The 18,444-nt window shown below is 68.7% G+C and carries 23 protein-coding genes; 17 read left to right on the plus strand and 6 right to left on the minus strand.

Features of this window, described 5'->3' with window-relative positions; all coding sequences use genetic code 11:
* The first annotated feature begins 69 nt into the window (after positions 1 to 69).
* The 10 genes from WG212_RS10315 (at position 70) to WG212_RS10360 (ending at position 6,961) form a co-directional block, all read left to right on the plus strand.
* On the plus strand, positions 70 to 801 hold the full coding sequence (locus WG212_RS10315) for a hypothetical protein (protein WP_337187012.1): 732 nt from the start codon (positions 70 to 72) through the stop codon (positions 799 to 801).
* Between the two features lie 11 nt (positions 802 to 812).
* A complete protein-coding gene (locus WG212_RS10320; RefSeq protein ID WP_337187013.1) occupies positions 813 to 1,121 on the plus strand; it encodes a hypothetical protein in 309 nt (102 codons plus the stop codon).
* 314 nt (positions 1,122 to 1,435) lie between these two features.
* Positions 1,436 to 2,233 carry a hypothetical protein gene (locus WG212_RS10325; RefSeq protein WP_337187014.1) on the plus strand — a complete coding sequence of 266 codons (798 nt, stop codon included), beginning with the start codon at positions 1,436 to 1,438 and terminating at the stop codon, positions 2,231 to 2,233.
* A 229-nt stretch (positions 2,234 to 2,462) separates the two neighbouring features.
* The gene (locus tag WG212_RS10330) at positions 2,463 to 3,674 is read left to right on the plus strand and encodes a P22 phage major capsid protein family protein (protein ID WP_337187015.1); all 1,212 of its coding nucleotides are present in this window, start codon (positions 2,463 to 2,465) and stop codon (positions 3,672 to 3,674) included.
* Positions 3,675 to 3,801: 127 nt separating this feature from the next.
* The gene (locus WG212_RS10335) at positions 3,802 to 4,113 is read left to right on the plus strand and encodes a hypothetical protein (protein ID WP_337187016.1); all 312 of its coding nucleotides are present in this window, start codon (positions 3,802 to 3,804) and stop codon (positions 4,111 to 4,113) included.
* Positions 4,114 to 4,118: 5 nt separating this feature from the next.
* Positions 4,119 to 4,931, plus strand: coding sequence for a hypothetical protein (locus WG212_RS10340; RefSeq protein WP_337187017.1), 813 nt, complete (start codon positions 4,119 to 4,121; stop codon positions 4,929 to 4,931).
* A 47-nt stretch (positions 4,932 to 4,978) separates the two neighbouring features.
* Entirely contained in the window at positions 4,979 to 5,605 is a 627-nt protein-coding gene (locus tag WG212_RS10345; RefSeq protein WP_337187018.1) for a hypothetical protein, read from the plus strand.
* Positions 5,602 to 5,859 (plus strand): hypothetical protein, encoded by a 258-nt coding sequence (locus WG212_RS10350; RefSeq protein WP_337187019.1) that lies wholly within the window; start codon positions 5,602 to 5,604, stop codon positions 5,857 to 5,859. Before WG212_RS10345 ends, WG212_RS10350 begins: the two co-directional genes overlap by 4 nt.
* Positions 5,859 to 6,443 carry a hypothetical protein gene (locus tag WG212_RS10355; RefSeq protein WP_337187020.1) on the plus strand — a complete coding sequence of 195 codons (585 nt, stop codon included), beginning with the start codon at positions 5,859 to 5,861 and terminating at the stop codon, positions 6,441 to 6,443. Before WG212_RS10350 ends, WG212_RS10355 begins: the two co-directional genes overlap by 1 nt.
* 107 nt (positions 6,444 to 6,550) lie before the next feature.
* Entirely contained in the window at positions 6,551 to 6,961 is a 411-nt protein-coding gene (locus WG212_RS10360; RefSeq protein WP_337187021.1) for a hypothetical protein, read from the plus strand.
* Between the two features lie 568 nt (positions 6,962 to 7,529).
* Here the strand turns inward: WG212_RS10360 and WG212_RS10365 are convergent.
* The 4 genes from WG212_RS10365 to WG212_RS10380 form a co-directional block, all read right to left on the minus strand.
* Positions 7,530 to 8,456 carry a glycosyltransferase family 9 protein gene (locus tag WG212_RS10365; protein ID WP_337187022.1) on the minus strand — a complete coding sequence of 309 codons (927 nt, stop codon included), beginning with the start codon at positions 8,454 to 8,456 and terminating at the stop codon, positions 7,530 to 7,532.
* A 169-nt stretch (positions 8,457 to 8,625) separates the two neighbouring features.
* Complete coding sequence (locus WG212_RS10370) at positions 8,626 to 9,009, minus strand: helix-turn-helix domain-containing protein (protein WP_337187023.1); 384 nt, start codon at positions 9,007 to 9,009, stop codon at positions 8,626 to 8,628.
* A gap of 11 nt (positions 9,010 to 9,020) precedes the next feature.
* Positions 9,021 to 9,329, minus strand: coding sequence for a type II toxin-antitoxin system HigB family toxin (locus tag WG212_RS10375; protein ID WP_337187024.1), 309 nt, complete (start codon positions 9,327 to 9,329; stop codon positions 9,021 to 9,023).
* A gap of 295 nt (positions 9,330 to 9,624) precedes the next feature.
* On the minus strand, positions 9,625 to 11,304 hold the full coding sequence (locus WG212_RS10380) for a glycosyltransferase (protein WP_337187025.1): 1,680 nt from the start codon (positions 11,302 to 11,304) through the stop codon (positions 9,625 to 9,627).
* 134 nt (positions 11,305 to 11,438) lie between these two features.
* Between WG212_RS10380 and WG212_RS10385 the strand changes: the two genes are divergently transcribed.
* From WG212_RS10385 to WG212_RS10415, 7 genes are read left to right on the plus strand one after another with little or no spacing between them, the layout of a single operon-like run.
* On the plus strand, positions 11,439 to 12,971 hold the full coding sequence (locus WG212_RS10385; RefSeq protein ID WP_337187026.1) for a hypothetical protein: 1,533 nt from the start codon (positions 11,439 to 11,441) through the stop codon (positions 12,969 to 12,971).
* Positions 12,968 to 13,333 carry a hypothetical protein gene (locus WG212_RS10390; RefSeq protein WP_337187027.1) on the plus strand — a complete coding sequence of 122 codons (366 nt, stop codon included), beginning with the start codon at positions 12,968 to 12,970 and terminating at the stop codon, positions 13,331 to 13,333. The genes WG212_RS10385 and WG212_RS10390 overlap by 4 nt, the downstream gene beginning before the upstream one ends.
* Positions 13,334 to 14,281, plus strand: a complete 948-nt coding sequence (locus WG212_RS10395) for a hypothetical protein (RefSeq protein ID WP_337187028.1) — start codon at positions 13,334 to 13,336, stop codon at positions 14,279 to 14,281.
* 14 nt (positions 14,282 to 14,295) lie between these two features.
* Positions 14,296 to 14,568 (plus strand): hypothetical protein, encoded by a 273-nt coding sequence (locus WG212_RS10400; protein ID WP_337187029.1) that lies wholly within the window; start codon positions 14,296 to 14,298, stop codon positions 14,566 to 14,568.
* Positions 14,552 to 14,791: a hypothetical protein gene (locus WG212_RS10405; RefSeq protein ID WP_293383683.1), complete on the plus strand. Its 240-nt coding sequence runs from the start codon at positions 14,552 to 14,554 to the stop codon at positions 14,789 to 14,791. The genes WG212_RS10400 and WG212_RS10405 overlap by 17 nt, the downstream gene beginning before the upstream one ends.
* A gap of 21 nt (positions 14,792 to 14,812) precedes the next feature.
* Entirely contained in the window at positions 14,813 to 15,244 is a 432-nt protein-coding gene (locus WG212_RS10410; protein ID WP_337187030.1) for a D-Ala-D-Ala carboxypeptidase family metallohydrolase, read from the plus strand.
* The gene (locus WG212_RS10415; protein WP_337187031.1) at positions 15,241 to 15,690 is read left to right on the plus strand and encodes a hypothetical protein; all 450 of its coding nucleotides are present in this window, start codon (positions 15,241 to 15,243) and stop codon (positions 15,688 to 15,690) included. Before WG212_RS10410 ends, WG212_RS10415 begins: the two co-directional genes overlap by 4 nt.
* Before the next feature lie 117 nt (positions 15,691 to 15,807).
* Here WG212_RS10415 and WG212_RS10420 read toward each other — a convergent pair whose 3' ends face one another.
* Together WG212_RS10420 and WG212_RS10425 are read right to left on the minus strand one after the other, a co-directional pair.
* Positions 15,808 to 16,854 (minus strand): ABC transporter ATP-binding protein, encoded by a 1,047-nt coding sequence (locus WG212_RS10420; protein ID WP_337187032.1) that lies wholly within the window; start codon positions 16,852 to 16,854, stop codon positions 15,808 to 15,810.
* On the minus strand, positions 16,851 to 18,443 hold the full coding sequence (locus WG212_RS10425) for an iron ABC transporter permease (protein ID WP_337187234.1): 1,593 nt from the start codon (positions 18,441 to 18,443) through the stop codon (positions 16,851 to 16,853). Before WG212_RS10425 ends, WG212_RS10420 begins: the two co-directional genes overlap by 4 nt.
* Between the last annotated feature and the right edge of the window lies 1 nt (position 18,444).

An 18,444-nucleotide genomic window follows, 5' to 3' on the forward strand; every position in this document is an offset into this window, starting at 1 on the left:
GCGATGTGGCGAGAGGCTTGGGATCATTCAGGGGCGACGAAGCGCGAGGGCCAGCCGGCGAGGGCCGATATGCATGCGGCGCGCAGGCGGGATGCCTATGCCCAACAGCTGGGCGCGCCCGGCCGGTTCGACGCGACCCAGGGCGTGCCGACGAAGGGCGGCGGGCGGCTGTCGCCCGAGGCTTGCGAGTTCCTCTTCATCGGCGGCGCCGGCGTGGGCGGAGACTATCTCAAAGGCTTCCGCCGTGCGTTTGAGGCGGCGGGCATCCAGAACGTCCGCGTGCCTGGAGAGTCCCACCCGGCGCGGCGCGTACAGTTGGGCTCCGACGTGTCCTGGATCACCAGGATGAACGATCTCGACTTCGCCAGGTCGCTGGTCGGCATGCCGCAGGCGCAGGCGGCCGCAAGGCGGTCGCGGTCGCTGGGGGACGAACAGTTCAATCTGGGCGGCTATTCCTATGGAGCGGCGGCGGCGGCGGCGCAGGCCTATGCCGTGGCCGAAGAGGGGGGCAAGGTGGACAATCTGGTCCTGGTGGGCGCGCCCATCAACGCCGACCTCTATGGGGCGGTCCGAAAGCACCCCAACATCCGGAACGTCATCAATGTCGATCTCGACCAGCATGGCGATCCGATCCGCGCGGGCATGACGGACGATCAGATCGCCAGGGCATTTCCCAGGATCGGGGTGCAGTTCTTCGACCAGAGACACCCCGGCCACTTCTACTACAGTGGCGTAGGCCCCGAGCATGACCGGCGTCGCAAGGGCCTGGCCGACATGCTGGTGGAGCGCGGGGTTCGATGATCGTGCGGGGCGTGGCTGCGGTTCTGTATGCTGTCAGCATCCTCTGGTTCTGCATCTACTACGTCGGGTCTCGATGGCTGTTCTTCTTCTACAATCCAACGGCCCGCGAACTGGTCTGCCCCGGACATCCGGTCCTGTTTGCGATTTTCTGCTGGTACGCCGTCGTGTTCGGGCTGATCGCCCTGGTGATGCGACCCAGCCTGCCGAGGGGCTTGGTGTTCCTGACGCTCGTACTGCTGGATCCACTTCTCCAGACGGGCTGCTGGGTCGCGACCGGGGAGCTCGGGACCATGCCTGGCTATGGCGGGTACTCGGGCTGACTGTGACCGGCGTCGCACCGGCTTGGCCGACACGTTCCTGAAGCGCGGCGCGCGACGACCCTGCGGCAGCCTCAGGAATTTTGAACCGCAGAGAGCGCAGAGGTCCGCAGAGGATGCAGGGATTCGAAGCTGACCCGGCTTCTCTGCGATCTCCGCGTCGCCTCTGCACCCTCTGCGGTTTCTCTTTTCCGGCGCTGACGCGCTGCATGCGATCGCCCTGCTCCCCGAGGGGACAGGTCAGCGCAGCCTTGTCCTTTGCGACGCCACCCATATCCGCTCCGGCGCCGCCGGAGCCCTCACGCCCAAGGAGTCCCATGGCCTACCAAGACCCCATCACTGCGGGCGACGCGCCCGTGCGCCCGGACGGCGAGCTCGAGGTCGTCGAGACGGCCCCCGAGACTTTCGAGCTGGAGCTGGACGGCGAGGTCCACGCGCTGCCCATCGGCTTGAAGGGCGCGTTCCTGCGCCACGCCGACTACACGCGTAAGACGCAGGAACTGGCCGATGGCCGCCGTGCGCTGGAGACGGAGCGCGAGGCCTTCGTCCGCGAGATGGCGAAGGGCCGCGCCGAAGGCCAGCACCGGCGGCAACTCGCGGCTCTGGACGATCAGCTCGCCGCCTTCGAGGCGGTGGACTGGGAAGCCTATGCCGCGGAGGACGCGCGCAGCGCCCAGGCTTTGTGGGCGCGGTTCCAAACCTTGTCCGCCGCGCGCGGGGATCTGGCCGAGGCGGTCGCCCGGGCCGACGAACGCGAGACGCTGGAGGCGGCCCAGGCGGCGGCGCAGGCCATGGCCGAGACCGGCGCGCGGCTGCGCGAGGAGATCGACGGCTGGTCGCCCGAGGTGGCGGCCAGGCTGGTGGAATACGGCGAGGCGTTCGGCGTCACGCGGGAGGAACTGGCCCGGATGGCCGACCCGCGGCTCTGGAAGCTGCTGCACAAGGCCTGGCGGGCCGACGAGGCCGCGCGCGGCGAGGCCGGAGCGCAGGCCCGCAGCCTGCAGCCGGCCGTGGTCCTGGGCGGCGGCGCCGGCGGCGGTGGCGGGGTCCGCGACGAGCTGGCCACCCGCGAATGGATGCGCCGGCGCAACGCCCAGGCGGCGAAGGGAAGCTGAGCCGTCCGACCGACGCCGCGCCAGACCAGCTGAGTTTTCGGGGCCGCCCCGGCGAGCGCGCCGGACAAGGCGGGACCCCGTTCGTGGGGAAGCCCGCTTGCGTCCCCTTTTTCCGACCTGACTCCGCGGCCCTGCGGGGCCGGCGGATCGAGCACGCGCCGGCCCCCGGGAAGGGGCGCGCCTCGATCCGCCCTGCGGCGACCCATCCATTACAGAGGACATCGAGACGATGCCGAACACCATTCTGACGGCCACCGCGGTGACGCGGGAGGCGCTTCGCGTGCTGCACCAGAAGCTCAACTTCGTGGGCACCATCACGCGCGACTATGACGACCGCTTCGCCCAGGACGGCGCGAAGATCGGCGACACCCTGAAGATCCGGCTGCCGAACCAGTACACGGTGCGGACCGGCTCGGTGCTGGACGCCAAGGACACGGTGGAGACCTCCGTGGACCTGAAGGTCCAGACCCAGAAGGGCGTGGACCTGAACTTCACGTCCGCGGACCTGACGCTGGGCCTGGACGACTTCTCGGAGCGCGTCCTGGAGCCGGCGATGAGCGTGCTGGCCGCCAACATCGAGGCGGACGCCATGAGCATGTACCAGGACGTCTACAACCAGGTGAGCAATCACGGCCTGCCCGCCACCTTCGCCGGCGTGCTGGGCGCGCGGAAGATGCTGGTCGACAACCTGGCTCCGCTGACCGGCCGCACGTGCAACCTCAACACCCAGGACAACGTGGACCTGGTGGACGCGCTGAAGGGCCTGTTCAACGACAAGTCCACCATCGCGCGCCAGAACCGCGAAGGCTTCATGGGCCGGACCGCCGGGTTCGACTTCATGGAGAACACCCTGTGGCCCAGCCACACGGTGGGCACGAAGGGCGGCACGCCGCTGGTGAACGGCGCCGGCCAGACCGGCTCGACCCTGGTCACCGACGGCTGGTCGAACAACTCGAACGTGCTGAAGCGTGGTGACATCTTCACCATCGCCGGCGTCTTCCGTGTGCACCCCGAGACCAAGCAGTCGACGGGCCAGCTCCAGACCTTCGTCGTCAACGACGCGGCCGGCGTGACCTCGAACGGCTCGGGCCAGGCCGCGATCTCGATCAGTCCCGCGATCGTGGGGCCGGCAGGATCGCCCGCGAACCAGACGGTGAGCGCGCTGCCTGGGGACAACGTGGCCATCACCGTGCTGGGGACGGGAAGCCAGGCGCACGGGATCAGCCTCGCCTATCAGAAGGACGCCTTCGCCTTCGCGACCGCGGACCTGATGATGCCGCGCGGCGTGGACTGGGCGTCCCGCGAGGTCTTCGACGGCGTGTCGATGCGGATCGTGCGCCAGTACGACATCAACAACGACAAGTTCCCATGCCGTCTGGACGTTCTGTACGGCTTCCGGACGCTGCGTCCGCAACTGGCCTGCCGCCTGGCCAACCGCTGACGTCGAGCCCGCTTTCGACACGGAGCGTCGGCGGGCCGCACGCCCGCCGCCGTTTCCCGCGCCCTTCGCCCTTTCGATCCCCTGGAGACGGCCGCTGCGCGGCCGACGTCCCGCCATGAGGCCTGCCATGAAGCCCTTCACCCCCGCAGATGACGCGACGGCGTCGATCGCCGCCACGACCTCGAGCGCCAGCGCGGCGATCAAGCAGCAACCCACAGGCGCGCACCAGATCCGGCTCTACAACGCCGGCGCCTCCACCGTCTTCTGGGCCCTCGGGCCGTCGGGCGTGACAGCCGCGCTCACGGATATTCCGCTGCCCACCGGCGCCATCGAGGTGATCACCCTCGCCAACGGCGCGGCCAACCCGGCGACGCATGTCGCGGCCATCACGGCTTCGGGATCGGCGACGCTCTATGTGTCGACCGGCCTGGGCCTCTGACGCGCATGACGCTGCATCTGGGCCAACGCGGGCCGGGACATCAGTCGCGGGTCGCGCCGGGCGCCGCCGATCCCGGCGGCCCCGAGAACGCCGAAGCGGCGGCGCTGTTCGCGCGCTTCGAAACCGATCCGGGACCCGAGCGACGCGCGCTGATCGACGCCTGCATCGGGGCGCTCAAGGCGGCCGGGGTGTGGGCCAAGCTCGACGCCTTCTACATGCTGGCCGCGCATGATGCCCAGGCCGCACGGCTCAACTGGATCCAGGACGCTTTCAACCTGCAGCCGGGCGGCGCGGGTACGCTGACGTTCACGGCCGACCTGGGCTGTGAGAACGGCGGCACGGCCGCCTACCTGGACACCGGTTTCAACGACCTGACCGGGTCCGCGCTCTGGACCCAGGACGGGATGGCCGCTGGCGGCTACGTCAATGCGTGGGCCGGCGTCGGCAACTACTTCCTCGGCGTGTTCGGCGCCGCCAACCTGCGGATTGGAGCGTCGGCCAGCAACATCAACACCCGCATCCATTCCGCAGGATCGTTCAATCCGGCGTTCGCCGCCTCGCTTCCCGGCCACGTGGTGGTCGTGCGCAGCGGCGCCGCCAGCAGCCGGGTGCTGCGGAACGGGGCGCAGGTGGGCGGCATCTCCACCGCCGCCAGCATCGCGAGCGTGGATGCGGCTGTCGTCGGGCTGAGATCCGGAGCGTCCCACTGCGCCGACCGCCTGGCGTGCCTGCATCTGGGCGGTGCGCTGTCGAACGCCGAAGGCGCCGACCTGTACGCGGCGATCCTGACCTACCTCACGGCGCTGGGCGCCCAATGACCCGCTAGGCGGGCTCGCGCCCGCCGGCCTGAACACCAGGACACATCATGGCGATCACCACCTATGCCGAGCTGAAGGCGGCGGCGGCGAACTGGCTCGTGCGCGGCGATCTGACCGCGCGCATTCCCGAGTTCGTGACGCTGGCCGAAGCGCGGCTCAATCGTGTGCTGCGGCATCGACTGGCCGAGGCCGAGGCGCCGCTGACGGCGACGGGGGGCGTGCGCCGCCTGTCGTTGCCGGCGGGCTTCACGGAGCCGCTGCGCCTCTGGCTGGAACGAGCTGACGGGCGACTCGAGCTGCCGTTCGTCGAGGCCAGCCTGCTGCCGTTGACGGCGGCGCGCGGCGAACCGGCCGCCTGGTCGATCGACGCCGAGGCCGTGGCTTTCGACCGGCCTTGCGACCAATCATACGGGTTCGTCCTGAGGATGCTGCGCGGGTTTGCGCTGTCGGACGTCGCACCGACCAACGCCCTGCTGTCCGAGGCGCCCGACGTCTATCTGTTCGCCACCCTGGCCGAGGCGGGGCCGTTCCTGCGCGACCCCGAACTGACCGGCGCCTACGAAGCCAGGCTCGAACGGGCGATCGGCGAACTGGACACAAAGCACGCCCGCAGCCGCAAGCTCGGCGCCCTGCGCGTCGAGCGGGGCCTGATGGCCCTGGACGCCGGCCGATGAGCACGCCGACCGTTCTTCCCGTAGGTCCCGACACGCCCGAAGCGTTGCGTCCCCTGCTGCGTTCGCTGGCCGAGGCGGTGGCGGCGCTGGCGTCGCCTGGCGCTCCCACGCCGGTCTTCGCCGCCCAGGCGGACGCCCTGCCGCCGGCGTCGGCGCACCCCTACGCCCTGGTCCTCGTGACCGATCTCCAGACCCTGGCCCATTCGGACGGAACCGACTGGATCCGCCAAGACACGGGAGCCCCGATCCCCTGATGCCTTCCTCCTGGTCCTCATCGCTTCGCTTCGAGCTGCAATTCACGGGCGAGAACATCAACCTTTGGGGCGAGAAGCTGAACGCCGTGCTCGTCCATGCCGACTACGCCATCGCCGGCTGGCTGACGAAGGCGCTCACCGGCCACGCCGCCCTCACCACCACCAACGCCGGCGCCGACGAGGCCCGAGCGGCGATGATCCGGTTCACGGGCGGCGGCGGGCCGTTCACCGTGACGATACCCCCTGTGAGCAAGGCCTACCTGATCTGGAACGCATGCGCCGGGCCGGTCACGATGACCACCGGGGCGCCCGGGACGGTGACGCTGGACGCCGGCGACATCGCCTGGATCGCCACCGACGGCGGGGCGGTGAAGACGCCGGGCTACGGCGGCCTGTCGATCAAGGAGTATGTGGCCGCAGCCGGTTTCTCCCAGGTGGAGTTGCCCGCCCAGACCGCCAACGCCGGCAAGTACCTCAAGACCGATGGTGCGAACGCCACCTGGGAGGCGCCGGCCGCCACCGACCTGGCGGACTACGCCACCGCGATCCAGGGCCTCCAGGTGGCGCTCGCCGTCGCGCTCTAGGCCGAGCGACCTCGAAACATCCGGTTTTTGATCCAAATCTTTATTTCAACAGGATTTTTCTTCCGAACGATTTCCTCGTTCCGGAAGGCGCCTCAGGAGCCCGAACCATGGCCGTAACCCCCAACTCCATCGTCACGCCCCAGACGCCGAGATCCGCGAGCGTGGGGCTGACCACTGGGAACACCACCTTCACCACCTCGCCGACGAATACCGCGCTGCTGGTGACCGCGGGGCCGAACGGCGCGCGGGTGACACGCCTTTGGGCCGTGCCGCTGGAGCAGATCAACGCCGCCAACAACATCCAGCTCTACCGGAGCCACGATGGGGGCACGACCAAGTTCCTGGCGGACTCCAAGCTGATGGCGACCATCAACCCGGGCGCCGCGGTGGCGAATGCGCCGACGGACTTCGGCTATTCGGACGACAACCCGCTGATCCTGGCGGCGAACGAGCGGATTTATGTGGCCGAGGGTCAGACCGAGGCCGTGAACGTCACCGCAGAATGGGCGGACTACTGATGGCCGCGCCGGGGCAGACGCTGCGGGGGCTTGTCGGGCAGGGGATGGATGGGCGGAAGAAGAAATTCTCCACGGCCGCCTTTTGTTATCCGGCCGGCTCGTTCACATGGATATGTCCTGTGTCGGGTTGGTGGCTGTTCACCAACTGGGGGAGCGGTGGGAATAGTGGTGGTGGTAGCCCCGGCGCTAGCGGCGCTTTCACCCAGACCCTTGTCTACCTAGCGAGAGGCGAGCCGGTCGCCATTTTCAATGGCAATCCGTCGTCGGGGTTGAGTAGCACCTTTACATTCCCGACTGGACGCATCGTGGCGGCTGGCGCCGCGATCTCCAACACACCGGGCGGTGCCTCTGGCGGCGACATCAACATTGACGGTTCCCCTGGGGGCTCCGGTTCTCCAACGTCGGATGGCAAGGGCGGTAATGGAGGGATCGCGGGTCTGGGCGCAACTGGTGGCGCAGGCTCACCGGGACGCAGAGGCTATCGCGGGTCTAATGGCGGGACCGGCGGTCCAGGATGTGGCTCCAGTAACGGCGCACTGGCTGGTCTCGGATTTGCGATCATCGTGCGTCAGGACAGCTCTGTTCTGCTGTAAGCAATCGCTTTGGCGTGTTGAACGGCTTCCGAGATCACGGTGTCCCAGTCTCCACGCTTCGGCTGGCGAAAGATGCGAATGGACGGATACCAAGGCGTGTCACTACGCCCTCGAAGCCATCGCCAGTCGGCGTGATGTGGCAGCAGCAAGAAGCAGGGCTTCCCCATGGCTCCAGCGAGGTGGGCGGTCGCCGTATCCACACTGATCACGAGGTCAAGAGAGGCCACCAAGTCTGCAGTGTGCTGAAAATCGCGCGCGCCGGTATCTTCGGGGTCGAGAGAGAGGGTTCCAGTCTGTTTTAACAGGCCCGCAGCGATGTCAGGCGGCATTGAGCGATTCGGGTCTGGGTAAGGATTGCCGCGCCAGGCGATCCCGATGCCTCCTTTCCGAGTTGTAGCCGCGCCACTCAAATATGGACCGCTTGATATGCGCCCTCCCATGAGGCGGGGGAGTGATCCACATAGTACCCAAGCGTCATGCTTTTGGATTTTCACGTCGCCAGAAGCTGCAAATGTAGCGACGCCGAACTGCGACAGCAGGGTGACAAGATCGGGCTTTGTGAAGAGCGTGACCTCCACTCCTTGAGAGCGAAGCATCGGCACGTATCTGGCGAACATGATCTGATCGCCAAAGCCTTGCTCGGGTAGCACCAGCAGCGATTTGATGGGGGAGCCGTCCCACTCTGGAAAGCTCAAACGGCCGCCCCATCCCACTCGGGCCGGACGATGTTCCCACAGTCCCCAACCCTCTTCGTACTTTCCTTCGCGAAGCAGAAGGAAGGCGAGATGAAATTTCGTTCTATCTGAGGGCGCAACTGCGATGGCCCGCCGCAGCACCTTTATCGCCTCGTCTGTGCGCCCCGCAGCATCCTGAGCAACTGCAAATTGTACCACATCCATCATGCTATCTTAGCAATAGAAGGGTTGATCCGCATTGCTCAGCTTCCCTACCCCTGACATCCACACGCTAGCAGGGAGGCACCTCGCAACGCATCCCGAACTCTCCGCAGCCCAATCCGAAACACTGACGGGCGGCCACGCTAGTCCAACCAGAGAGCCGCCCTCCTTCATACTAGGCTGACTCAAGTTCGCCGATGAGCGCGCCGGCTGGAATGCGCCACGCCCTTGCGATGAGGCGGATCTGATCAATCGTGGGTTCGCGCTTGCCGTTCATGATTTCGGACGCCCGTGACCGGGAGCCGATCAGGCGCCCCAGGTCAGCTTGTGTCCGGCCGTTCTGTTCCATCATGAACTTCAGAACCTCAAGCGGACTGGCCTTGGGGATCGGGTAGTGGGCGCGCTCGTAGTGCTCGATGAGAAGCGCGAGCGCTTCCACCCGTGCGCCCGCCTCGGATGCGGGGTCGGGATCGGCGTCGAAGAGCGGGCGGAGCGTCTTCAGGGCGGCTTCATACTCTTCCTCGGTGCGGAGCGCGCGGACCTGACTGAAGTCGATCATGGTCACCACCTCTAGAGCTTCGTGACGTCTATAGCGTCGTACTGTGCATGGGTTCCGACGAAAAGGACCCACAGGCGCCCGGATCGGAAGCCGATCAGGCCCACGATCCGGTATTTGTTGCCCCCGACGTCAAAGACGACCTTGGCGTTTCCGACCCAATCGGCGGTGTTGAAGGTCTTCTTCACGTCCGCGAAGCTGGCCCACTCAGCACTTTCGATGGCAGCATGCCATGCGGCCATCGCCACCAGAGCACTGGCCCGTTCCTGGGCCGGCCGCGAATTGCAGAACTCGATCAGGGTCCGGCGGGCGATGATCCTCATGAACCAACCTTAGCACGTTCCCAACGGTGGAACGAAGGGTCCTGAATATGGAACAAGCTTCCGCAGCGCCACCCAATTGAGAATCCACTGAATGCCCTCGAGCGGCGCGCTCGCCGCATAGAGGTTGTCACGAACCCTGAGTCGTCATGTTGCCTTGGGTAGCGCCCGCCGATGACGATCAAAAATGGAACTTCGATGTCGAAGACTGGCATCGCTGCTTGTACTGCGGAAACGGCTTCCTTGGCGAAGACGTCGACGCTGACTCCTGCACGCGCGGCCTCTGTCAAACCCCGGGTCAGGTCGGTCCCGGGGCGACCTCGAGGACTCCTGCTTTCACCAGCGTCGCGGCGCAGCGGGTGAGGGTGGGGAGACCGACGGAGAGGCGTCGGGTGGCGTCGCCGACGGTGATGTCGCCATCGGCCGCCAGGATGAAAAGACGCTCGTAGAGGTCCAGAGGGGGCGCGAGCGAGCCGAAAAGAGGATGGGCCAGGAGGGCCTTTACATCCGCGGGCGTCGTGCCGGGCGTGACGGCCAGGCGTGTCGCGGCTCCGATCGCGGCCGTAGGATAGTGGCCGAAGGCATGGAAGGGGTCCAGCCGGGCGGCGGAGACCTTGGGCGCGGCCTTGAGCCACTTCGCCGTGGCGGGGTCGGCGACGGCGGCGGCGCGCCGGGCGTTCAGGTCGGCCCACAGCTCCTGGTATTGCCGGTAGACGACGGGCCAGTCGAACAGTTCGCGGGCGCGTCGGCGTCCCGCCTCACCCATGCGGCGGCGCAGATCGGGATCCGCAGCCAGGGTGGCGATCGCGCGCGCATAGCCCGGAATGTCCACGGCGGTGGATGCGCCGGCGAGCCAGCAGTACTGGTCGTAGCTGGCGGCGCTGGTTTCATAGGCCCGCGCCAGCGCCTGGCCCATCCCGGCCGCCGGCGCCCACGTTCGGACGCGGAATCCATCGACGCCGTCGCGGACGGTGTCCTTGTAGCCGTTCCAGTCCGACACCACGACGGGAAGACCGGCCGCCATCGCCTCGACGGGGGTGAGGCCGAACGTCTCCTGGATGCTGTCGGACGGTGAAGCGAAGAGATCGGCCGCGGCCCAGGCCCGGTCGCGGGACGGAGCGTCGCGGCCGTCGACGAAGATCACCCGGACGTCCGGGGCGAACTGTGCAGCGCCGGTCCGATAGGCGGCCTCGACGCCGCTGTGCGCGAACCAGCCGCAGAAGATGACGGCCATCCGCCGGCCGGTCTGCTCCGCGGCGAGCTGGAAGCCTCGGAGGATCGGGATAGGGTGGGCCTTGGCGTGGAAGGCCAGGCGTCCGACGAAGAGGCCCGCGACCTCGTCCTCGGCCAGGCCCAGCGCCGTCCGGGCGGCCGTCCTGGCGGGTGGCTCGAATGCGAAGTCATCGCAATGGACGCCGAGCGGGATCAGCGGAAGTTGAGGTCCCTGCGGACGGATATGTTCGCCGAACCGCCATTGCAGGTATTCGGTCTCGGCCTCCTGGACCCGCCGCACGGTCTCGACCACGGCGCTGGAGGTGCAGATCAGAGCGTCCCACGGCATCACGGCCTCACGCAAGGCGCCGGTGATCTGGTCCATCGAATCGACACTGGCCGTCGTGTGGGTGACCCCGCAGATGGAGAAGGCGGCGGGCCCGGCCCGAAGGCGCAGGCGGGCATGCTTCGCGACCGTGGCGTCAGCGATGTAGAGCATGCCCAACTCGGCGAAGCGGTGAAGGTGGTCCGAGTGGACCCAGTCCGCCGTCGCCGTGGGGTCGATGCCTCGCACAATGTTCGCGAAGCGCTCAGCCGACGCCTTCGATGACGTGAAGCCGTGGATCGGGCGACCCTCGCGCGCCTGGACCGCGGCGCGCAGAAAGCCGTAGCCCGCAGCCTGGCGACCCATCAACTGCGCCTTGGCCATGTCGTAGGCGTCGGGTTCGGCGCGGAGCACGGCCTGGGTGGCATGAGTGTCGGTCACGGGCATCCCTGATCTGTCGTGATGGCCCGAGGTGCGGGCGAGTTCCGGCGACGGTCGAATTCTGGCGGCGGCGGATGAATGAGGCCTCGCGGCCCGCGGCACAAGCCGAGCGAACCTACAAGGATGAGATAGGCATGAAGGCGCCCCTGGATCCCCCGGCCGGCCTGCACGGGGACGATACCGCATATGCGGCCGCCGGCCGCTGGGCTGACGGCTCGAACGTCCGGTTCCGCCTGGGGCGGGCCGAGACCATCGGCGGCTGGGAACGGCTCACGGCCGAGCCGCTGTCGGGAGTCTGCCGGTCGATCTTTCCGTGGACCGACAACGCGGGTGTGCTCGACGTGGCCTTCGGGACCCACGATCACCTCCAGGTTTGGCGCGGCGGCGAGCTCTTCGATGTCACGCCCGAGACGGGCTTCTCGCCCGGCGCCGTCGATGGGGCGGGGTCCGCCGGCTATGGCACGGGCGGATATGGCGTCGGCGGCTACGGGTTGGCGTCGGCCGACGACTACTTCCCGCTGACATGGTCGCTCGCGGCCTGGGGCCAGCATCTGCTGGCCAGCCCGCGGGGGCAGACGATCTTCGCGTGGACGAACGACACGGGCGCGGCGGCGACGCCGCTGGCCAACGCGCCGGAGAACGTGACCCACATGGTCGTGGCGCCGCTGGGCGGCGGCTATCAGGTGTTTGCGCTGGGGTGCAACGAGGAGGTGTCCGGAGACTTCAACCCGCTGTGCGTCCGCCATTCGTCGGTGCGCAACAACACGCAATGGAGCACCTCGGAGAGCGGCTCGACGGCGCGGGAGTACATCCTGACGGGCGGCGGCCGCATCGTAGCGGGCCGGATGTGCGGACCTGCGCTGCTGGTCTGGACGGGCGACGCGCTGTTCCTGGGGACGTTCGTGGGCGCGCTGAACCAGCCGTGGCGTTTCGAGCGTGTCGGGCGGAACTGCGGCCTCATCGGCCCGAATGCCGCGGTCATCGTGGGGCAGGCAGCCTATTGGGTTTCGCCCGACCGGCAGTTCTACCGCTATCCGCTCGGTGGGCAGCCCCAGCCGATCGCCTGTCCCATCCGCAGGGACTTCGCCGAGGAGCTGGCGGCCAGCCAGGGGGACAAGGTGTTCGCCTCGTCCAACGCCGAATTCTCCGAGGTCCGGTTCGACTATCCCGACCGGCGCGACGGCTATGAGAACAGCCGCTACCTCGCCGTGGCCGTGGCGGGGCCCGACGCCGGCGCCTGGCATCGTGGAATCATGGCCCGCACCGCCTTCGTCGACGCCGGGCCCTCGGCCTATCCCATCGCGACGACCTATGACGGCGCGGTATTCCTGCACGAGAAGGGGCGTTCGGCCGATGGCCAGCCCTTCGACTGGCACGTGGAGTCGGCGGAGATCTATCTGGACCCGGAGCGGGTCTCCCTTGTCCGTGGGCTGTGGCCGGATTTCCGGAGTCAGGCAGGACCGGTCCGCGTGGACGTGACGGCCCGGCTGCACCCGCAGGACGAGACGCCGATCACCGCGGGCGCGCAGATGGCCGTGGGGGAACCGAGGACCGACCTGCTGCTCAGCGGCCGGCTGTTCCGGGTGAAGTTCTCGGGGTCGAGCGCGCCAACAGGCGCCCGCATCGGGCGTCCCACGTTCGACACCGCGCCGGCGGGCCTGCTGTGAGCCCGGAGGACTGGCGCCGCGCCGCCCCGGCCCTGCAGGCGGCCCTCGACCACGCCGGGGCGACCCACACCCTGGACGACGTGCGAGGCATGGTCGCGGCCGGAGAGGCGCAGGCCTGGGCGGGCCAAGCCGCCTGGATGGTCACGACGTTGGAGAACGACCCGCGTGACCGACGGCTGATGATCTGGCTGGCGGGTGGCGACTTCGACGAACTGGTGAACCGGCTGCGGCCCGCAGCCGAACGCTGGGCCAAGTCGGCCGGATGCCGGCGGGCGGTGATCGCGGGACGTTCCGGCTGGGAGCGAGTCCTACGGTCGCATGGATATGCGCCGCTGGCGCGTCTCATCGCAAAGGAGCTTTAGATGAGCTTTAAGATCGGCGGCTCGGCGTCGAAGAGCACTTCGACCTCGACCCGCAACTCGCAATCGACCACCACGCCCATCGTTCCGGAGTGGGCCACGGGCGTCACCCAGACGGCCGCCCGCCGGATCGGCGATCTGCTGGGGCAGGACCCCTACAGCTTCGTCGCAGGGGTCGATCCGCTTCAGCGGCAGGCGGCGCAGAGCGCGGCGTCGCTGGGGCAGTGGTCGATCCCGACTCAACCCGGCGTCCCGAGGGCGCCGGACGATGCGGACTGGCTCTCGCCCTACATGACCGCGAACACCCCGTTCGCCTCGGGCGGCAAGGCCTACAACTACGTCGATCCGTATCTGGACCCCTACCTGAACCAGGTGGTGGATGCGACGGCCGCAGATTACGACGCCAACGCCGGCCGCGTGCGGGCGCAGCAGGCGCTGGACCTTGCCGGTTCGGGCGCCTTCGGGGGTTCCGGCGCCGCCATCACCCAGAGCATGACCGAGGGCGAACTGGCGCGCGGGCGGGCGACGGCGCTTTCGGGTCTGCGGTCGCGGGCGTTCGAGCAGGCCCTGGGCGCGGCGGCGGGCGACGCGGACCGAGCGACCCAGGCTCGGATTTCCAACACCCAGGCGGCCCTCCAGGACTGGGCGCAGAAGACCGGCCTGGGTCTGCAGGCGCAGCAGCAGATGCTGGCCGCCGACGCCAACCGGCGCGCCAACGTCGGGGCGCAGGCCGATCTGGGCGCCATCCTTCGGGCGGCCGAACAGGAGCGGCTGGCGGCGCCGGTCACCAGCGCGCAGCAGATCGTGGCCATGCTGAGCGGGCTGCCGATCGGGTTGTTTACCGGGGAGCAGAAGGTCGGGACCGAGACTGGGACGGAGAAGACGAAGAGCGTGGGCGTGAACGCTGAACTCACCGGCCCACTACCAGGCCAGAAGAAGGCCGGCACGTAGTCGGGGAGGTTTATATGGCGACCTCATCCGAGCGGCTGGCCGCGCTGGAACAGCGGCTGAGCGACCACGAGGCGAGATGCGAGGAGCGTCTTTCCGAGATCCGGTCCACTGCGGCGTCCACCCTCAGCGCCGTCGAGGCGCTGAAGGGACGGGCCTGGGGCGTGGCGGCGGCGCTGCTGGCCTGGGCGCTGGCCCAGCTCTGGAGCGCCGGGCTCACCCGCGTCGAGCGTCTGGAGACCGCGCGCGAACGCCCTGTGGTGGAGGCGATCCATGACGCCGCCTATTGAGGTTCGCTGGCTCTGGCGGCGAATCTACACCTACGCCGCGACGCTCATGAACAGCGCCGGCGTAGGCGCGATCGTCTGGAAGCTGGACGACCCCGGCGCGCTGAAGTGGCTGGGGCTGGCGCTGATCGCCGCCAACGTGGTCATGGCCACGCTGTACCTGGCCGGCGCCACGGTCACGGACTGGGCCAAGCTGGCCGCCGCCGCGCGCGGTCCGCGCGACTGACCCTTCCATCAGGAACCGAGCATGACCACACGCCTCACGGCGCACTTCGCGCTGGAAGAACTGACCACGACGCTTCATCGCGGGATCGACAACGCACCGCCCCCCGAGGTGGTGGCGAACCTGCGCCGGACGGCGGAGCGGATGGAGCATGTCAGGGCGATCCTGGGAGATCGGCCCATCACGGTGAGCAGCGGCTACCGCAGCCCGGCCCTGAACCGGGCGGTGGGGGGCGCGCCGCGTTCCGCCCACCTTTCTGGCCAGGCGGTGGACTTCAACTGTCATGGCTTCGGACCGCCCCTGGCGGTGTGCCGGGCTCTCGCGGCGTCCGACCTCTCCTTTGACCAGCTCATCGAGGAGGGGACCTGGGTCCACATCAGTTTCGCGCCTCCATTGCGCCGCCAGATTCTCACCAGGAAGCCGGGCGGGGGCTATGCGTCGGGGCTGCGCGCATGATGCTTCGCCTTCCCACCCGCACGACGCTGGGCCTCGCGGCTCTGGGTCTGATCCTGACCGTCGCCCTGTCCCTCTACTGGAAGGGCCGGCTGGACGGGGCCGCACGCGAACGCCCCAAGGCGGAGGCGGCCCGGGCGCAGGCCGCAATCGGCGCCCTCGAAACCCGCGGAGAACGGGACAGCGCCGCGCGTGCGGCATCCGCAGCGGATGTCGCGGCGGCGGCGACCGGCTCCCTGATCGACATCGCCCGCAACGCCCAGACCTCGGAGGACGCCCTTGCGCCACTGGATCCCGATCGCAGCCGCCGCCTGCATGCTCACGACAGCCGCCTGTGCGAGTGGGCCCCAGAACTTGCCGGCTGCGCCCAGGCTGGAGATGCCGCCGCAGGCGCGACGACCCTGCGACCTGCACCGGCTGCCCGACGCTCCGACGCTGGCCGACCTTGAGGTGGGCTATGCGGCCCGGGGCGCCCAGATCGTAGCCTGCGACGCGGCTCGCCGGCTGGCGGTCGAGACACATGCCGCTGAGCACGCTCTGGAGGATGAAGCTCGCGCGCGCCGACGTTAGACACGATCCAGGCTAGATGAGGGGACAACGCGGGCGCGATCAACGTCCAGTGCGACCGTGACCTGCGTGCCCGGCCCGCTGGGCGCACCCTGAGTCCGCAGCCGTAGCGCCAGACCATCGATGTCCAAGACCAGTTCGTTCATGGCCCCCGCGAAGCGGGCGGCGACGACTTTGGCCGAAACGCCTGTCGCAGCCAACGTCAGTGTCTCCGGACGAACCAGGAGAAAGGCGTCGCCATCGGCGATCCCGGGTGCGGACGCCGTGCCGAAGGGGGTCCTTGCCTGACCATCCCTGACCGTGGTGGGAACCGCATTGACGTCGCCCAGCATGCCGGCGGCTTCGCGAGAGATCGGATTCAGGTAGCAGTCTCTGGGTGTTCCGCGCTGGATCACCGCGCCTCGAGACATCAGCACCAGATCGTCGGCCATGAGAAGCGCGTCCTCGGCGTCATGGGTGACGATCAGGACTGCCGCGTCCGCTTCGCGCAGTGCGGAGAGGACCGTGGCCCGAACCTCAGCACGGAGATGCGGGTCGAGACCGGAGAACGGTTCGTCCATGAGGACGACGGCCGGATCGCGGGCGAGCGCGCGGGCGAGGGCGGCGCGCTGCTGTTCGCCGCCGGACAGCGTATGGGGCCAATCGCGCGTGCGGGACCCCAGGCGAAGCTGGTCAAGCAGGGCCAGAGCGCGCCGACGACGCTCGGCCGCCGGCCGGCCGCGCAGGCCGAACATCACATTCTCGAGCACGTCCAGATGCGGGAAGAGAGCGTAGTCCTGGAAGACGAGGCCGACGCTGCGCCGCTCGGGCGGGACAAACGTCGCCGGGCCCGCCAGCATGGTCTCGCCGGCCAGGATCCGTCCGTCGTCCGGGACTTCGAGGCCCGCGATGAGACGCAACAGGGTGCTCTTTCCGCAGCCCGAAGGGCCGAGCAGGGCCGTGATGCGGCCGGGCCGCAACTCGAGGTCGATACGGTCCACGGCGGTGCGGTCGCCGTAGTGCTTCGTCACACCCTGCACGCGGATATCGGCCGGGCCCAGGCTCACGCGGCGTCCTCTCCGGGCCTTGAGACGGTGATCCGCCGCGTCAGCCAGACGACCACCGGCAGCGCTGCGGCCACGATGAGCAGCGCCGGCCATCCGGCGTTGGCGAGGCGTTCGTCGCGTGCGTAGTTGTCGGCCATTACTGCGAGGGTGTCGAAGTTGAAGGGCCGCAGGATAAGGGTCGCCGGCAGCTCTTTCAGCACGTCGATGAACACCAGGAGAAGCGCAGTCAACAAGGCTCCGCGAGCCATAGGCGCCTGCACCGCGAGCGCCGCGCCCACTTCGCTGCGCCCCAGGTTGCGGGCGGCGGCGACCATCGAAGGTGTCACGCGCGAGAGACCTGCTTCGATGGGCTCCAGCGCCGCGGCCATCAACCGGGCGGCGTAGGCGAAGATGAGAAGCGTCAGACCGACCCAAAGGCTCGCGCTGCCGCCCGGGGCAATTTTCCAGAACAGGGCGGCGGGCGCCAGGAGGCCGATCGCCATGACCGCGCCGGGTGTGGCGTAGCCCAGGCTCGCCAGACGTGCGGTCACAGGGAGGCGGCCGGCGCCGAGGGCCAAAAGAGCGGCCAGGAACACTGTGGCCACGGCCCCCGCGGAGGACAGCGCGACGGAGTGGGCCGACGCCCGCAACAGCCGCGGCCATTCTGGCGTGACGCCCATGGCGGCGAGGCCAAGCCAGATTGCGGGCAGCAGGAAACCGACAGTGAGGAGCACAAGGCAGAAGCCGCTGGCGGCCAGCGCCCTCGCGCCTTTGAGCGGCGACGCTTCGAGGCGCCGCCAGCGGATGTTGGCGGCGTCGTGCGAGCGGCCTCGCCGGCCGCTGCGTTCAATCCACAGGAGTATGGCGGCCGCGGCCATCAGGGGCAGGGCGAACTGGGCGGCCGATGTGAGCGAACCGTAGACGAACCAGGCGCGAACGACGCCGGTGGTCAGGGTCTGGACGCCCAGGAACTGGACCGCCCCATAGTCGGCCAGGGTTTCCATCACCGCCAGGGCGACGCCCGCGGCCAGCGCCGGCCGGCAGAGCGGCAAGGCTGCGCGAAGGACGGCCTGACCCGGCGAGCACCCCAACATCCGCGCAGCTTCCAGCGCCTGAACCGACTGGTTCATCAAGGCGGCCCGCATGGCGAGATAGACATAGGGATAGAAGGCGCAGGACAGCACAAAGGTCGCGCCGCCGAGCGTACGCATATTGAACGGCAGATCCGCCCCCCACCGGGCACGCGTCCATGTACGCAAGTCACCCGCCACGTCCAGAAAATCGGCGTAGGCGTAGGCGACGGCGAACGCCGGGATCGCCAGGGGGAGGGCCAAGGCCCAAGCGAACAGGTCGCGTCCGGGAAAGCGATGCATGGCGACCAGCCAGGCCGCTACGGCGCCCACCACGGCGGTCGATACGGCCACGCCAGCGGACAGGGTGATCGACGACAGGGCGTAACGCGTCAGATCACGCGCCGCGATGTCGGCCGTGGCCTGACCCGACATCGCGGCCGCGACGACTCCGGCCAGAGGCAGCATGGCCAGAGCCGCAGCCAGCAGAGCCAGGATACGCAGCGGCGATCCGTCAACGCCGCCGCGCAAGACCGGCATC

The sequence above is a fragment of the Phenylobacterium sp. genome, assembly GCF_037189685.1.
In the GTDB taxonomy this organism is placed as follows: Bacteria; Pseudomonadota; Alphaproteobacteria; order Caulobacterales; family Caulobacteraceae; genus Phenylobacterium.

What these genes read in the sequence shown, in the direction of transcription:
- WG212_RS10315 (WP_337187012.1), top strand. Translation starts at nt 70, where the DNA reads ATGCATGCGGCGCGCAGGCGGGATGCCTATGCCCAACAGCTGGGCGCG.
- WG212_RS10325 (WP_337187014.1), top strand. Translation starts at nt 1,436, where the DNA reads ATGGCCTACCAAGACCCCATCACTGCGGGCGACGCGCCCGTGCGCCCG.
- WG212_RS10330 (WP_337187015.1), top strand. Translation starts at nt 2,463, where the DNA reads ATGCCGAACACCATTCTGACGGCCACCGCGGTGACGCGGGAGGCGCTT.
- WG212_RS10335 (WP_337187016.1), top strand. Translation starts at nt 3,802, where the DNA reads ATGAAGCCCTTCACCCCCGCAGATGACGCGACGGCGTCGATCGCCGCC.
- WG212_RS10340 (WP_337187017.1), top strand. Translation starts at nt 4,119, where the DNA reads ATGACGCTGCATCTGGGCCAACGCGGGCCGGGACATCAGTCGCGGGTC.
- WG212_RS10345 (WP_337187018.1), top strand. Translation starts at nt 4,979, where the DNA reads ATGGCGATCACCACCTATGCCGAGCTGAAGGCGGCGGCGGCGAACTGG.
- WG212_RS10350 (WP_337187019.1), top strand. Translation starts at nt 5,602, where the DNA reads ATGAGCACGCCGACCGTTCTTCCCGTAGGTCCCGACACGCCCGAAGCG.
- WG212_RS10355 (WP_337187020.1), top strand. Translation starts at nt 5,859, where the DNA reads ATGCCTTCCTCCTGGTCCTCATCGCTTCGCTTCGAGCTGCAATTCACG.
- WG212_RS10360 (WP_337187021.1), top strand. Translation starts at nt 6,551, where the DNA reads ATGGCCGTAACCCCCAACTCCATCGTCACGCCCCAGACGCCGAGATCC.
- WG212_RS10365 (WP_337187022.1), bottom strand. Translation starts at nt 8,456, where the DNA reads ATGATGGATGTGGTACAATTTGCAGTTGCTCAGGATGCTGCGGGGCGC.
- WG212_RS10370 (WP_337187023.1), bottom strand. Translation starts at nt 9,009, where the DNA reads ATGATCGACTTCAGTCAGGTCCGCGCGCTCCGCACCGAGGAAGAGTAT.
- WG212_RS10375 (WP_337187024.1), bottom strand. Translation starts at nt 9,329, where the DNA reads ATGAGGATCATCGCCCGCCGGACCCTGATCGAGTTCTGCAATTCGCGG.
- WG212_RS10385 (WP_337187026.1), top strand. Translation starts at nt 11,439, where the DNA reads ATGAAGGCGCCCCTGGATCCCCCGGCCGGCCTGCACGGGGACGATACC.
- WG212_RS10395 (WP_337187028.1), top strand. Translation starts at nt 13,334, where the DNA reads ATGAGCTTTAAGATCGGCGGCTCGGCGTCGAAGAGCACTTCGACCTCG.
- WG212_RS10400 (WP_337187029.1), top strand. Translation starts at nt 14,296, where the DNA reads ATGGCGACCTCATCCGAGCGGCTGGCCGCGCTGGAACAGCGGCTGAGC.
- WG212_RS10405 (WP_293383683.1), top strand. Translation starts at nt 14,552, where the DNA reads ATGACGCCGCCTATTGAGGTTCGCTGGCTCTGGCGGCGAATCTACACC.
- WG212_RS10410 (WP_337187030.1), top strand. Translation starts at nt 14,813, where the DNA reads ATGACCACACGCCTCACGGCGCACTTCGCGCTGGAAGAACTGACCACG.
- WG212_RS10415 (WP_337187031.1), top strand. Translation starts at nt 15,241, where the DNA reads ATGATGCTTCGCCTTCCCACCCGCACGACGCTGGGCCTCGCGGCTCTG.
- WG212_RS10425 (WP_337187234.1), bottom strand. Translation starts at nt 18,443, where the DNA reads ATGCCGGTCTTGCGCGGCGGCGTTGACGGATCGCCGCTGCGTATCCTG.